This window comes from Hymenobacter psoromatis (assembly GCF_020012125.1).
Lineage (GTDB): Bacteria > Bacteroidota > Bacteroidia > Cytophagales > Hymenobacteraceae > Hymenobacter > Hymenobacter psoromatis.
Genome location: NZ_JAIFAG010000001.1, coordinates 3,593,295 through 3,608,076, shown reverse-complemented (window position 1 = coordinate 3,608,076; position 14,782 = coordinate 3,593,295). Strand labels below are relative to the sequence as shown.

General features: G+C 54.1%; 15 protein-coding genes. 13 read left to right on the top strand and 2 right to left on the bottom strand.

The genetic code is table 11. From position 1 onward, the window contains the following. Positions 1-72 precede the first annotated feature (72 nt). From hemW to LC531_RS15530, 4 genes are all read left to right on the top strand, one after another. Entirely contained in the window at positions 73-1,227 is a 1,155-nt protein-coding gene (hemW, locus tag LC531_RS15545) for a radical SAM family heme chaperone HemW (RefSeq protein ID WP_223651827.1), read from the top strand. 38 nt (positions 1,228-1,265) lie between these two features. Beyond that, the gene (locus tag LC531_RS15540; protein WP_223651824.1) at positions 1,266-1,712 is read left to right on the top strand and encodes a hypothetical protein; all 447 of its coding nucleotides are present in this window, start codon (positions 1,266-1,268) and stop codon (positions 1,710-1,712) included. A gap of 133 nt (positions 1,713-1,845) precedes the next feature. Next, on the top strand, positions 1,846-2,502 hold the full coding sequence (locus tag LC531_RS15535; RefSeq protein WP_223651822.1) for an alpha/beta fold hydrolase: 657 nt from the start codon (positions 1,846-1,848) through the stop codon (positions 2,500-2,502). Positions 2,503-2,572: 70 nt separating this feature from the next. Next, positions 2,573-3,244: a hypothetical protein gene (locus LC531_RS15530; protein ID WP_223651820.1), complete on the top strand. Its 672-nt coding sequence runs from the start codon at positions 2,573-2,575 to the stop codon at positions 3,242-3,244. 74 nt (positions 3,245-3,318) lie between these two features. Here LC531_RS15530 and rpmA read toward each other — a convergent pair whose 3' ends face one another. Together rpmA and rplU are read right to left on the bottom strand one after the other, a co-directional pair. Continuing rightward, a complete protein-coding gene (gene rpmA / locus LC531_RS15525; RefSeq protein WP_223651818.1) occupies positions 3,319-3,594 on the bottom strand; it encodes a 50S ribosomal protein L27 in 276 nt (91 codons plus the stop codon). A 102-nt stretch (positions 3,595-3,696) separates the two neighbouring features. After that, positions 3,697-4,002, bottom strand: coding sequence for a 50S ribosomal protein L21 (gene rplU / locus LC531_RS15520; protein WP_223651816.1), 306 nt, complete (start codon positions 4,000-4,002; stop codon positions 3,697-3,699). A 439-nt stretch (positions 4,003-4,441) separates the two neighbouring features. Between rplU and LC531_RS15515 the strand changes: the two genes are divergently transcribed. The 9 genes from LC531_RS15515 (at position 4,442) to LC531_RS15475 (ending at position 14,774) form a co-directional block, all read left to right on the top strand. After that, complete coding sequence (locus LC531_RS15515) at positions 4,442-5,401, top strand: ribonucleoside-diphosphate reductase small subunit (protein WP_223651814.1); 960 nt, start codon at positions 4,442-4,444, stop codon at positions 5,399-5,401. A gap of 124 nt (positions 5,402-5,525) precedes the next feature. Next, entirely contained in the window at positions 5,526-5,753 is a 228-nt protein-coding gene (locus LC531_RS15510; protein ID WP_223651812.1) for a hypothetical protein, read from the top strand. A gap of 220 nt (positions 5,754-5,973) precedes the next feature. Continuing rightward, entirely contained in the window at positions 5,974-8,358 is a 2,385-nt protein-coding gene (locus LC531_RS15505; protein ID WP_223651810.1) for a ribonucleoside-diphosphate reductase subunit alpha, read from the top strand. An 82-nt stretch (positions 8,359-8,440) separates the two neighbouring features. Further along, positions 8,441-10,075, top strand: a complete 1,635-nt coding sequence (locus LC531_RS15500; RefSeq protein WP_223651808.1) for an AAA family ATPase — start codon at positions 8,441-8,443, stop codon at positions 10,073-10,075. An 86-nt stretch (positions 10,076-10,161) separates the two neighbouring features. Next, the gene (locus LC531_RS15495; protein WP_223651806.1) at positions 10,162-10,407 is read left to right on the top strand and encodes a DUF433 domain-containing protein; all 246 of its coding nucleotides are present in this window, start codon (positions 10,162-10,164) and stop codon (positions 10,405-10,407) included. Further along, positions 10,404-10,778, top strand: a complete 375-nt coding sequence (locus LC531_RS15490; protein WP_223651804.1) for a DUF5615 family PIN-like protein — start codon at positions 10,404-10,406, stop codon at positions 10,776-10,778. The genes LC531_RS15495 and LC531_RS15490 overlap by 4 nt, the downstream gene beginning before the upstream one ends. A gap of 139 nt (positions 10,779-10,917) precedes the next feature. Further along, a complete protein-coding gene (locus LC531_RS15485; protein ID WP_223651802.1) occupies positions 10,918-11,454 on the top strand; it encodes a hypothetical protein in 537 nt (178 codons plus the stop codon). 860 nt (positions 11,455-12,314) lie between these two features. After that, positions 12,315-13,001, top strand: a complete 687-nt coding sequence (locus tag LC531_RS15480) for an exopolysaccharide biosynthesis polyprenyl glycosylphosphotransferase (RefSeq protein WP_336245521.1) — start codon at positions 12,315-12,317, stop codon at positions 12,999-13,001. Positions 13,002-14,024: 1,023 nt separating this feature from the next. Further along, entirely contained in the window at positions 14,025-14,774 is a 750-nt protein-coding gene (locus LC531_RS15475; RefSeq protein WP_223651790.1) for a polysaccharide biosynthesis/export family protein, read from the top strand. Positions 14,775-14,782: the final 8 nt, after the last annotated feature.

Here is a 14,782-nt window from a genome sequence, read left to right as displayed (position 1 = left end):
GCCGGGCGGTTTTTAATTTCAGGAGCGCGATTTTTGTCCTCCCGCAAAAATCGCGCTCCGCCACCCTTTTCCATGCCCGGCCTCTACCTTCACATTCCGTTTTGCAAGCAGGCGTGCCACTACTGCGACTTTCACTTCAGCACCTCGCGGGCGCTGCAAGGGCAGTTCGTGAAGGCTTTAGTAAAGGAAATGGTGCTGCGCAAGGACTACCTTCCTACCTCCGACGCGCCGCTCGATACGATTTATTTCGGCGGCGGCACGCCCTCGCTGCTCACCGGCGCGGAGCTAGACCAGATTTTTGCAGGGATTAATGAGCATTTCGACGTGTCGCCGCGGGCCGAGATTACCCTCGAAGCCAACCCCGACGACCTCAGCCCCGCCAAGCTAGCCGAACTGGCGGCCTCGCCTGTCAATCGCCTCAGCATCGGGCTGCAAAGCTTCCACGAGCCGCATCTGCGCCTGATGAACCGTGCCCACTCGGCCCTGGAGTCGGGGCAGGCGGTGCGGGCGGCGCAGGCAGCGGGCTTTGAGAATATCTCCGTGGATTTGATTTACGGCGTGCCGGCTGCTAGCCACGCCATCTGGGAGGAGGATTTGGCCCGGCTTTTTGAGCTGCGCGTGCCGCACGTATCGGCCTACGCCCTCACCATCGAGCCAGGCACGGCCTTTGGTCGGCGCTTGCAGAAGGGCACGTTCGTCGCGCCGCCCGAGGAGTTCGTGGCCCGGCAGTTTGAGTTGCTGCTGAGCCAGCTGCGCGCCCGCGGCTATGAGCAGTACGAAATCAGCAACTTCTGCCAGCCCGGCCGCGAAAGCCGTCATAATTCCAACTATTGGTGCGGCGTGCTCTACCTGGGTCTGGGCCCCAGCGCCCATTCGTTCGACGGCCACAGCCGGCAATTTACCGTGGCCAACAACCCGCAGTACGTGGCCGCCGTGCTGGAGCGCGGCGAAGTGCCCGCCACCATTGAACAGCTTACCCCCCTCGACCAAGCCAACGAATACCTGCTCACGACCCTGCGCACCAGCCGCGGCTGCGACCTGGCCCATCTTCGCGACGTATTGGGCCTCAACTTATTAGTCGAGCAAGCCGATTACCTCGCCGGCCTTACCAGCCAGGGCATGGCCACGCTCACCGGCGACGTGCTGCGCCTCACCGACGCCGGCAAGCTGCTCGCCGACCACATTACGCTGGCTTTATTTGCCGAAGCCCCGGCCGCCGCGGCGTAGCTTGCGTCGGCGGTGGGGCCGGCCGCCGGCTTTTCTTTGTGTCCACCCTACCCCCCCCCCGCGCAGCCGTGAAGCTCTTGAGCGATGCCCTGGTCAGCAACGACGATTTTTTCGTGGAGCAGGTCCACCTCACGGCCATCGTGTTCGACACGACCGATGACGTGACCGTGTGGGCCACTACCTTCCGCGACGAAGACGACCACTTTTTTCACCTTGGCCTGCCCTTCCACGCCCTCGATACGCTGCTGCGCGTGGCCGGCGACCGCGCCGAAGCCCTGGCCGAAGAAGTAGCCGATGCCCTGGCTACCACCGAGCAGTGGCCCTGCCTGCTCGAATACACGACTACCGCCGCCCCACCCGTGCTCCTGCCCGGCGTGGCCCTCAAGCTGGCCGTCACCTTCCCCGCTGACGCCGACGAAACCGACGACCCGCAGCCGCATAACATCTTCTACCTGGAAGGGATTTACGCGCGACTTACGGACTAAGAATTGCCGTGAATTTTAGGTTAAGTAGGTAAAGACGTGACCCTTCGCGTCTCGCCGCGTGAACGATTGTTCAACTGAAAAACGCGATGAGTCACGTCTTTACAATTCTCCCTCATTACTTCTAACTCCCCCCATGTGGTACCTGCTACCTGGCTTGGGGGCTGATGAGCGGGTTTTTCGCCGTTTACACTTGCCAGGTCCCAGCCAGGTGTTAAGCTGGCTACCCCCCGCGTGGCCCACCGAGCCACTGGCCCGCTACGCGGCCCGGCTAGCCGAGGCCGTGCCGCCGGATAAGCCGTGCTGGCTGGTGGGCGTATCTTTTGGCGGGCTGCTGGCGCAGGAAATCGGCCGGCTGCGGCCCTTAGCGCGGGTAGTCCTCGTTTCCAGCTTGGGCAGCCCGCGCGACCTGCCGTCGCTGCTGCGCCTGGCCGGAGTCACGGGCCTGCATCGGCTGCTACCCTTCGGCCTGCTAAAGTGGCTGCCAAGGTTGGCGCAGTGGTTTTTTGGGGCGCGCGGCGGCACCGAATATCGCCTGCTACGCCGGATACTGCGCGATACAGACCCCAGTTTTGCCCGCTGGGCCACGGCGCAGCTGTTGGCCTGGCGCGGGCCGGAGCTGCTGGGTGCCGTGCGGCTGCACGGCACCCGCGACCGCCTGCTACCCCCCGGCGCGGCCCGCATCGACTACCCGGTGCCCGGCGCGGGGCACTTTCTCATCGTCAGCCACGCGGCGCGGGTGAGCCAGATTTTGCGAGAGCTGGCTACTGCCAGGGCATCAGCCAGGGAGTAGGGGGTAGGGAGCTTTAGAAGTTATTGTCAGTATATTAGAGGTAATTTTTACCCGCTCCAGTATTAAAGCAATGGCCCAACTCTACTTGCTGAAAGGGACGCTACTGGCTGCTTCCTTGCTGCTGGCTACGGCCGGGGCCGCGCAGGTTGCCCCGGCTCCCGCTGACTCGGTGCCCCGGCCACCTCAGGTACTCTATAAGCTGGGATTGCGCGTCACGCATCTGCGCTACGCGCACGACAGCCGGGCGTGGCAGTTTTTGCTACCCCTCTCGCTCGGGGTCGAGTACCGGGTGGCGCCCCGCCTCAGCCTCTACACCCAGTTTGAAGCCGACATGCTGACCAGCTACACCAGCGGCCGGCGGCGCGGCGGGCAAAACGGTTCTCTGTCGGCTGCCTCGCTGGCACTGGGTGTGCGCTGTTACTACGGCCACGTGGGCCACGCCGCACCAGTATTTGGCCGCTACCTGGCCCTCGAAGGCAGTACCGATTGGGAGCAGCAGCCCAATGCTCGCTTTGTGTCGGTGAGTGGCAGCGGGCGCCGCCGCACCACACCCGCCGTGCTCACGCCGGGCATCTACGCGCTGTGGGGCGTGCAGCACCGGCTGCGGGGCCACTTGCTCTACGATATCAACGCGGGCGCGGGCGTGCTGGCACCGGCCTATTACAACTATGAGCGCCCTGCCGCTACCAACCACTGGAATGTGGGTGGGCAGGCGACTATCCGCCTATATTTCGCTCTGTAGCGCAGATTGATGCTGGCGCACGTAAAAAGGGCTGCCCCGCTAGGAGCAGCCCTTTTATGGTAGCTGCGCGGCAATTAAGCTGCTGCAGCTTCGGTCGTTGCCGGTACTACCGACACGAACGAACGCTCGTCGCGGCCTTTACGGAACAGCACCGTGCCATCAACCAGCGCAAACAGCGTGTGGTCTTTGCCGATGCCGACGTTGGTGCCAGGATGGTGCTTGGTGCCGCGCTGCCGCACGATGATGTTGCCAGCGATGAGCGACTGACCACCGAAAATTTTCACGCCGAGACGCTTCGAATGCGATTCACGGCCGTTGTTTGACGAGCCGACGCCTTTTTTGTGTGCCATGTTAGAGGTTAGATTTTAAAGTTAAGAGTTAAGAGTCTTAAGGTTGGAGCAAGCCTGGCCGAAACCAACTCTTAACTCTTAACTTCTAACTCTTAACTATTCTTAGCCGATGCTGTTAATCATCACTTTGGTGAACTGCTGACGGTGGCCGTTCAGCTTCTTGTAGCCCTTGCGACGCTTCTTCTTAAATACCAGCACTTTGTCGCCCTGAACGTGGGCCATAATGGTGCCTTTTATCAAGACATCCAGCTCGGGCGAGCCAATGCTGAGCGTGCCGTTATCGTCGGTCAGCAGGGCTTTGCCCAACTCTACCGAGTCACCGACATTGCCGGCCAGACGCTGGGCGTAAACAAATTTATTAGCCTCAACCTTAGTCTGTTGGCCGGCGATATTGACAATGGCGTACATCTTATTTCCGCTGGTGGTTTCTCAAAAGGGAACGCAAAAGTACGGCAGCTTTCTGGTAAAACCTAACCTAAGTAGCTAATCATCATTACCTCGCCAGAAATGGCGTTGCTTCAAGCATTTTCTCGGTTGTCTATGCTAAGTAGCTGAAAACAAGAAAGTGGATGCCTGTGGAGCTTTATTTGTGTACAACTTCCGTTATCCACAGGCAAAATGTGGATAAGTGCTTATAAATCGGTCATTTTGCCGAGCTTATTTCATGTGTTACTCAGCTTGCGGATGGGCGGCTCTGAAAAGCCGGGGTAGCAAATGGCATTGCCGGCGATAGGGTTACCGCGGCTATCTTTGAAAACTCAGCCGGCCCGGGACCGAACAAGCCGCCGTGGCCGCGGTTGGTTTCTCAGTCAGCCATCACGTTTCACCCCCGAAACTCTTCGATTTTATGGAGCCTCTACTCGCCGAAAACCCTAACCGCTTCGTCCTTTTCCCCATTCAAAACCCCCAGGTGTGGGAGTTTTACAAAAAGGCGGAAGCCTCGTTCTGGACGGCCGAGGAAATCGACCTCTCGCAGGACCAGAAAGACTGGAATGGCCTGAATGACAACGAGCGGCACTTTATCAAGCACGTGCTGGCCTTCTTCGCGGCCAGTGATGGCATTGTGAACGAAAACCTGGCCATCAACTTCATGCAGGAAGTGCAGATGCCCGAGGCGCGCTGCTTCTACGGCTTCCAGATTATGATGGAAAACATTCACAGCGAGACGTATTCGCTGCTGATTGATACCTACATCAAAGACCCTAAGGAGAAAGACTACCTCTTCAACGCCCTCGAAACGGTACCCGCCGTGCAGCGCAAGGGTCAGTGGGCCCTGACGTGGATTAATTCGGAAAACTTCGCTGAGCGCCTCATTGCCTTCGCGGCCGTGGAAGGCATCTTCTTCTCGGGTTCGTTCTGTTCCATCTTCTGGCTCAAGAAGCGCGGCCTGATGCCGGGCCTCACGTTCTCGAACGAGCTGATTTCGCGCGACGAGGGGTTGCACTGTGACTTTGCCTGCCTGCTGTATAGCTACCTCGAAAACAAGCTGCCTGAGGTGCGCGTGCAAGCCATTATCCGCGACGCGGTGACCATTGAGCAGGAATTTGTGACCGAGGCCCTACCCGTCAGTCTCATCGGGATGAATGCTAAGACGATGAGCCAGTACATTGAGTTTGTGGCCGACCGCCTGCTGGTGTCGCTGGGCTGCGATAAAATTTATAATTCTACCAACCCCTTCGACTTCATGGAGATGATTTCGGTGCAGGGCAAAACCAACTTCTTCGAGAAGCGCGTGGCTGAGTACCAGAAAGCGGGCGTGATGAGCGAACGGGCCGATAACATGTTCTCGCTGGACGAGGATTTTTAGCGCACGGCCGCTAGCTGAAAATATAAAAAGCCCTGACTGCCAGCCGGTAGTCAGGGCTTTTTGGTGGGTTACGTCGGCAGGGTCAGGGGTATTTAGGTCAAACTTCCCTATTCCCCTTTCTGCCATGAATACTACCTCTGAAAGCTGGCCCCTACCCGGTCAGGTTGACCCCAACATCCTGCCCTGTACCTTCTGCCGCCGCCGGCTGCGGCTAAACGGGAAGCCGGTATTCCAGACCTGCTCGTGCAAAGCTTTTGGGCCGCCCGTGACAGTGGGTGCGCTAGCCTTGGGCGCGGTGCTGGCCCTGGCTGGTGCTTGGTGGGCTGGCCGCCAAAGTGCCTATTTGGGCTAGCTGGATATACAAACTAAAAGCTGAACAACCCCTTTTGCCGCCCGGCTGGTTTGCTGAAAACTGGCCGGGCGGCCTCATTTTCAGGGTATGTGGAAAAATTCTAAATTTTTCCCTTTGTAGCCCAAAACCTAGGAACTAATTTCCGACTTTCAAAGCCCGCTGCCAAGCACATTGGCAGACCCCATTAGTATTCGTTGCCCACCTCAGCACTCTAGATAACATGCTTGTAATCAAACGCGATGGCCGCCGCGAGTCGGTCAAGTTCGACAAAGTAACCGCCCGTATTGAAAAGCTTTGCTACGGGCTGAATCAAAATTTCGTTTCGCCCATTGAGGTGGCCAAGAAGGTCATCGATGGCATTTATGACGGCGTGACGACCATCGAGTTGGACAACCTGGCCGCCGAAACCGCCGCCTCGCTCACCACGCGCCACCCCGACTACGCCATCCTGGCGGCCCGCATCGCGGTGAGCAACCTGCACAAGGTGACTTCGAAGTCGTTTTCGAGCACCATGAAGCGGCTTTACACTTACGAGGACCCCAAAAATGGCGATAACGCCTCGCTTATTGCCAAGGACGTGTGGGAGGTCATCCATAAGCACGCGCACACCCTGGACTCGGCCATTATTTATGACCGGGATTATAACTACGATTTCTTCGGCTTCAAGACCCTGGAGCGCAGCTACTTGCTGCGGCTGGAAGGCAAGGTAGTGGAGCGCCCGCAGCACATGCTGATGCGCGTGTCGGTGGGCATCCACAAGGAGGACATTGAGTCGGCCATCAAGACCTATAATCTGATGTCGGAGCGCTGGTTTACCCACGCTACCCCCACGCTTTTCAATGCCGGCACGCCCAAGCCGCAGATGTCGTCGTGCTTTCTGCTGACGGTGAAGGACGACTCGATTGAGGGTATTTATGAGACGCTGAAGGACTGCGCGCTGATTTCACAAAGCGCGGGCGGCATCGGGCTGGCCGTGCACAACGTGCGCGCCACGGGCTCCTACATCAAGGGTACGAATGGCAACTCCAACGGCCTGGTGCCGATGCTGAAGGTCTTCAACGATACGGCCCGCTACGTGGACCAGGGCGGCGGCAAGCGCAAAGGCGCGTTCGCCATTTACCTAGAGCCCTGGCACGCCGATATATTCGAGTTTCTGGACCTCAAGAAGAACCACGGCAAGGAGGAAATGCGCGCCCGCGACCTGTTTTATGCCCTCTGGACGCCCGACCTGTTCATGAAGCGCGTGGAAGCCAACGGCGACTGGACGCTGATGTGCCCCCACGAGTGCCCCGGCCTCGATACCACCTGGGGACCCGAGTTTGAGAAGCTCTACACCAAGTACGAGCGGGAGGGTAGGGGCCGCAAAACCATCAAGGCGCAGGAGCTGTGGTTCCACATCCTGGAAAGCCAGACCGAAACCGGCACGCCCTACATGCTCTTCAAGGATGCCGCCAACGGCAAGAGCAACCAGCAAAACCTGGGCACGATTAAGTCGAGCAACCTCTGCACCGAGATTCTAGAGTACACAGACAAAGACGAGATTGCGGTGTGCAACCTCGCCTCGCTGGCCCTACCCCGCTACCTGGTGGAAGACGGCCGCGGCAACCTGCGCTTCGACCACGACAAGCTCTACGAAGTCACCTACCAGGCCACGCTGAACCTGAACAAGGTGATTGACGTGAACTACTACCCGGTGCCCGAAACCGAGCGCTCCAACTTCCGCCACCGGCCCATCGGGCTGGGCGTGCAGGGCCTGGCCGATACGTTTATCGCCCTGCGAATGCCCTTCGAGAGCGACGAGGCCAAGGGCCTGAATATCGACATTTTCGAGACGATTTACTTCGCCGCCATGACGGCCTCGATGGACCTCGCCAAGAAGGAGGGCGCTTACGAAACCTTCCCCGGCTCGCCGCTCAGCGAGGGCAAGTTTCAGTTCGACCTCTGGGGCGTGACGCCGCAGTCGGGCCGCTGGGACTGGGACGCCCTGCGCGCCAACGTGGTGCAGCACGGCGTGCGCAACTCGCTGCTGGTGGCCCCCATGCCCACCGCCAGCACCGCCCAGATTCTGGGCAACAACGAGTCGTTTGAGCCCTACACCAGCAACATTTACGTGCGCCGGGTGCTCAGCGGCGAGTTTATGGTGGTGAACAAGCACCTGCTGAAAGACCTGGTGAAGCTGGGCCTCTGGAACGAGCAGATGAAGCAGGACATCATCGCGGCCAACGGCTCGGTGCAGGGCATTGCGCGGGTGCCGCAGCACATCAAGGACCTGTACAAGACGGTGTGGGAAATCTCGCAGCGCACCATCATCGACATGGCCGCCGACCGCGGGGCCTACATCTGCCAGAGCCAGAGCCTGAACCTGCACGTGCAGAACGTGAACTTCGGTAAGCTCACCAGTATGCACTTCCACAGCTGGAAGCGCGGCCTCAAAACCGGCATGTACTACCTGCGCACCAAAGCCGCCGCCGACGCCATCAAGTTCACGGTCGAAAAGCAAGCCGCCGAAACCCTGGAGCCCCTGTACGCCGAGGTAGCCAAGAACCAAAGCGACATGAGCTGCTCGCTGGATAACCCGGAGGATTGCGAGGCGTGTGGGTCGTAGGTAATGATTAAGACGTAAAAACATCAAGTTCTGTAGATGTATATCATCTACAGAACTTTTTTCCAACCTTTATTAATAAAAAGTGAAGATTAACTCTATTACCCTGCGCGATTTTAAAAGATTTAATAATTTAAACATACAAGGTCTAAGCAATACTATAAGACTGGTTGTACTTGTAGGACCCAACGGTAGTGGAAAATCTTCGGTATTTGATGGATTTAACACACTAGCTGGAGTGGCAGCAGGGGGTTACAATAGTGTGCCTGACTACTATTTTAAATCTGGAACATCGTTCAGTGCCGATTATTGGGCCATGTTTTCGATGAATAAAGTGAGTGTGTCATTCCATGACTATCCAAGTATTATGTATAATAATGTCCAGCCTAATGACGCAAAATGCTTCTATATAAGAACGTCCTATAGATACGAACCCGATTTTAGTATGTCTCAGTTAACAAAACAAGGGGATATTCTTAGGGAGAATACTAGGCCGCCGATGATGATATCAATAGACGCTCGTGTTTCGAGTAACTACCAAAGAATTGTGGCGCAAACTGTTGCGGATATATTCGACCCAAGTGGAAACGATAATACAACAAAAAAAGAAATAAGAGATAGATTGACTGGCAATGTCAAAGCTTCTTTTGATAGAGTAGTAGGTGGAGCTAAATTTATAGGATTAGGTGACCCATTAGCAGGCGGGACGTTTCGTTTTGAAAAGGGACTTTCAAAAGACTGGCCATATAAAAACCTCTCGGCAGGAGAAAAAGCTGCGTTTGATTTGATACTTGACTTTGTAGTTAAGCGAGAAAGCTATGACAATACGGTGTTCTGCATCGACGAGCCTGAGGTTCATATGAACACCGCAGTGCAAGGTAATTTGCTAAAAGAGCTGTATGATATGCTGCCTAATCAATCTCAGCTTTGGATTGCGACTCATTCAATAGGAATGATGAAGGCAGCGCAAAAACTTGAAAATGACTTTCCAGGCACCGTTGCCTTTTTAGATTTTGGGGAGAAGGATTTTGATAGTTCAGTCGTTATGACTCCGTCAACTACAGATAAGAACTTTTGGCGAAAAAACTTCGCTGTTGCGATTGGTGAATTGGCAGAGTTAGTCTCACCAACTCAAATTTTTGTGTGTGAAGGAGACCCAAATGGGAAACGAAAAAAAGAATTTGATGCGAAATGTTACGGAAAGATATTTTCAACAGAGTTTCCAGATTCAGCATTCATATCAGGTGGAAGTAGTAATGAAGTTAAAGAAAAATCTGCACTACTATCTTCAATATTTAGTCAAGTAATTCAGGCAGTAGAAGTAAGGTTTATTGTTGACCGGGATGATTGTAATGAGACAGAACGCCTTGAGATTATTGAGAGTGGAAATAAAATACTATCGCTCAGGCACCTAGAAGCTTATCTATTAAACGATGAAATTTTAGAAAAATTTTCTCATTACATAGGTAAGCATGACCTTTGGCCTCAGCTTCAAGCAGCGAAAATAGGATTTAGTAATCGCAGCATAAATGAAAGGCATAATCCTTCCGATGATTGGAAATCTATAGGGGAAAATTTAAGACAGGAAGTGAGAAAGCTTTATGCATTTAATCAAACAGGAAGCAATTCGGACGCTTTCATGTTAGAAAATCTTGTCCCTTTAGTAACACCGGATACTAAAATGTATCAACAATTACGGAGAGACATATTTGGAGTATAATCTTTGATTCCCCAGCCGCTGCCGCCCCGGTAGCGGCTGCCGTGTTTTCGGGGCTAGCGGGGGGGTAGGGCTTGTATCTTAGCCGTATGGAAGCACCAGTTTCGGCGGCCCACCCGCGCATCACCATCGACCCCAACATTTGCCACGGCCAGCCCACGGTGCGCGGCCTGCGCTACCCGGTGCAAAACGTGCTCGAATACTTGGCCTCGGGCATGAGCGAGGCTGAAATCCTGGCCGACTACGAAGACCTGGAAGCTGAAGACCTGCGCGCCTGCCAGGCGTATGCGGCTGATATTGTGCAGGTACGCTCTATCTACCGGCTGGCTTCGTGAGCCAAACCTCGCCGCTGCGCGTAATCGTCGATGCGCAGCTACCCAAGCAGCTGGCGCGATTTCTGGCTTTTCACGCGGGCTATGATAGTCTGCATACGTTGGACCTGCCGGCCGCTAACCGCACGCAGGATGGTAGCATTACCCGCCTGTCAATGGATGAAAAGCGCGTAGTAATTATCAAAGATGCGGATTTTGTCAATAGCTTTTTGCTGCACGGCCAGCCCTACAAGCTGCTGCTGGTTTCTACTGGTAATATCAGTACGAGCGATTTATTAGAGCTGTTCCAGCAGTTTCTGCCGCAGTTGACGAGGCTGCTTACTCACCACTCTTATGTGGAGCTTTCACGGACGCTGCTGGTTACGCACCGATAAGAATGCTTCCCCAGCCGCTGCCGCCCCCGGTAGCGGCTGCTGGGTTTGCGGGGCTAGCGGGGGGCATATGGAGATTTGACCACGAATGAAAAAAGCACGTAAGAGAGCACGTTGCTGTCCTAACGTCTTCTTGCTCATTATGAACGCCTACTCTGCTGACGTGCCAGTGCGCACGCTGTCGCCCGACCAGAAAGAAGCCATTCGTTATTTTTATAAGCCCCAGTCAGGAGCCGTATTGTTCCTAATCATCTTTCTACCCCTCCTATTTTCTCTCATCATGGGCGGGGCCAATAATAATGTGCCGCTGGGCATAGGAATCGGAGTGGCTATTATTGGGCTCCTGTTGCTAGGGCGGCGCTGGAACAGCCAACGTAAAATGACCCGTGCTGAATTTATTTATGAGTACGGCAGCCCGGAAACCGTTCTCTTCCAGAGCCTGGGGGCCAACTATGGCCTTCGGGTAAACGGTCAACCGCAGCCAGTTATCAACTTGGTGCGCGGCAACGAGCTGCTGAAAATAAAAACGTTTGACAGCCGCATCATTACCGCTTTCATGCTTCCGCAGCAAACCGTGTACACGCACCCAAAATATCCGAATGTGCTGGTGCCGAGCGGACTATTCAGCCTCAGCCGTACCTCCTCGCAACAAGTAAAAACGCGCACGGTGGGGGTATAATGACGATACTTAGAGGAGGCGAGCAAGAGGCAGATGGTGAAGGCCAATTTGAATGAATTCATTCAAAACCATTCATTCTCGTGGAAGCACTCCAATTTCCCGCACACAGCCGACCGGGGTAGCACAGTGCCCTACCCACGCCGTAGCTCCAGGCCGGCGAGGTACTGATTAAAACCGCCGCCTCCAGAGTCAGTTACGCCGATATCGTGCCGGGTAGAGGCACGTATCCTACGACTCATTCAGCTGCCTTTTGTGACGGTCTGCAGAGTAGCGGGTATCATCGAAACGCTGGGAAAAGACGTCACACTGCTGCAAGTGGACTAGCGGGTAATAGCTGTGCTGCTCGGTAGCGGCTGGCGTGTTTTCGGAGCTAGTGGGAGAATAGGTCTGGTAGTAAGTCGCTTATAAGCACTCGCTACGTTGGTAGCCACGCGAGACCGACTGGCACCCGCGGCAGAGACGCAGGTTGGATTAGTGGCTAGGGAGGGGGTAGGAACTCATTAAAACGCAATCTGATGTATTGATTGCAAAGCGGGTAGCCCAGCAGCTAAAAGTCACTTTAAGTCCTTCGCTAAAAAATCAACGATTATCCCAGTTGCTGGCTGGCTCTTAAAAAATGGCTTTGATGGACATGTAAAAATTAATGTATTTCTATAATAACATATGAAAACTGTAATAATTTTTGATAATTTAGTAGATTAAGGTTATGAGAATTTTATTAAAAAAAGCATAAAAACGCACCTAAAATTTATACTTTATCAATATTCGTATTATTTTTATAACTTTTCTTTGCTAAAGTGTGATTTTATCCGTAGTATTGAGTCTGGATAACTCCATGCACCACCACACCCTACCTACCTATGACAACGACACATAGCACCATGCCTTCGCTGGCCGATAGGAAAATAACTTTCCCGAACAGGTTTAGCATCGAAGAAAAAAAGCTAGCTGTGAAACACTCGCTTTTAAAACAAACCTTCGATTTCGTTTTTGCCCTATGCGTAACCTGCTTAATCCTAAGCTGGTTGATTCCATTGATTGCCCTCATTATTAAGCTTGAGTCGAAGGGCCCCGTCCTGTTCAAGCAATTACGCACGGGTAAAGACGGTAAGCCGTTCTACTGCCTGAAGTTTCGGAGTATGTGTCTCAACGCGGCATCCGATTCCAAACAAGCCAGCAAAAACGATAACCGCATTACGGTAGTTGGGGCTTTCCTGCGCAAGACAAGTCTCGACGAGCTACCCCAGTTTATCAATGTCTTGCGCGGAGAAATGTCTGTTGTGGGCCCGCGTCCCCACATGCTTCAGCACACGGAGCAGTACGCGCAGGTTATTCACCATTATATGGAGCGGCACCAGGTGCTACCAGGCATCACGGGGCTGGCGCAAGTAGCCGGCCACCGGGGCGAAACCAAGGAACTGGAAACGATGGCTCAGCGCGTAAACGCCGATATGCATTACCTACGCAACTGGTCTTTTCAACTGGATGTGAAAATAGTCTGCCTAACGATGGTACAGGCCCTGAAAGGAAGCGAAAAAGCCTGTTAAGGCGAACCGCCCTGCTGGTTGTCAGGGTAAAAAGAGGTTCACGAGTGCCAGACCAAATAGCTAGCTGTTAAGCTGCTCATCGACTAACCTACGTACCGATTCCCACCCGGCCGCTTCCTAATTTGATTCTACCCCTACTTTTTCATTGGTAGCCGCGTACCCATTGGACCATTTTCCAAGTCCAGACGCGCTTTGACTTTTGCCTGGTACTGCTTACGGGCAGCGAGTGAGGTGTGGCTCAATGCTACAGCCTCTTCTACACACGGAGCGCCAGCTAATGGAAACAGGGTAGGTAGCGTTGTCAGGGCCTTTGGGGCACATTAATTTGGCAAGATGATGCCCCCTGGTATGCAGTGCCTCCGCCAGGGGCCTGCCTATAGTTAGCTTTTGGCCTCCAAAGCCCTCCCTGGCCACAACAAATAAGTGATACGGATGCGGTAAGGCCCGCAGCCAGCTGCTTAGCACGGGAAATGCGACTAGGTCATGCGGAATGTTCCCTGTTCACGCTGCTTCAGGAATGCTTGGCATACTATGTGCCGCTATACACTGCGCGCTAGCAGCCTACCCACCTTGCCAAAGAATAGCCGTCGGCCAGCAACAAGAGCGACGGTGGCACTACTTCAGCTTTGACATAATTGATTTCATTTATCCATCACATAAACAGGAGCTATAACAACCCGGACGCTTGCCCGAAGCCAAGCCTTGCTCCGAATACAAGGCCAGCGTTTCGGTCGATTCATTGCGTTTGAGTACTCCGCCATAAGTGATAAGGTAATCGGCGCAGCCTGTTGAACCACTACCCGCTCACTTATGGCTGAGCACTTGGTATAGTACTCTCAGCTAGAAGTGTTGTACTTTTGATAAGTTCAGTCTAATTGTACTCAATTAAGACCAGCCGGCCATTTTACACAGTACTGAGGCCTATTCTTCGCGCAAGCCTACTGCACATCGCGCACTGATTAGTTAATACACCGTCTTTCTGCTTTTCACATGCTACTACAACGTTTACTATTATTCCTGTTTTTGCTTACTACCCTTTCGTGTACTTCCACTAAGTCGCTGGTTTACTTTAGTAATATAAAAGAAGGTGAAAATTATAAAAAGCCTATTGCGCAGGTAGCAGAAACCCAGATTCAACCAGACGATTTATTAGCAATCTCGGTAAGTAGTCTAAACCCGGAATCCAATATTCTTTTTAATAACGGCACGCTTACTACGGCGGGTAGTGCCACCCAGGTCGCGGCCCCAGTCAGGTCCGCTACCGACGGCTACCTGGTTGATAAGAGCGGTAATATTAATTTTCCTGTGCTGGGGCCAATTGAGCTAGGCGGCCTCACTAAGGTCGAAGCCACCAATAAGTTAACCAAGGCCGTGAAGGATTACGTCAAAAATCCGATAATCAATATCCGGTTCCTGAACTTTCGGATAACGGTGCTGGGCGAAGTAAACCGGCCGTCGAGCTTCACTGTCCCAACCGAGCGCGTCAATGTATTGGAGGCCCTAGGCCTAGCGGGCGATATGACTCCCTACGGCAAGCGAAATAACGTGCTGGTTATCCGGGAGAAAGACGGCGTACGCAACACGATACGGCTAGACCTCAACGACACAAACGCTTTCAATTCGCCGGCCTTTTACCTGCAGCAAAACGACGTGGTGTATGTCGAGCCGACTAAGGCCCGGGAGGTTCAGGCAAGCTCTAGGTCGTTCTACCTGCCGATAGCCCTTACTGCCCTGTCTGTGCTGAGCTTTCTAATTGCGGCTTTCAAACGATAATTAACGTC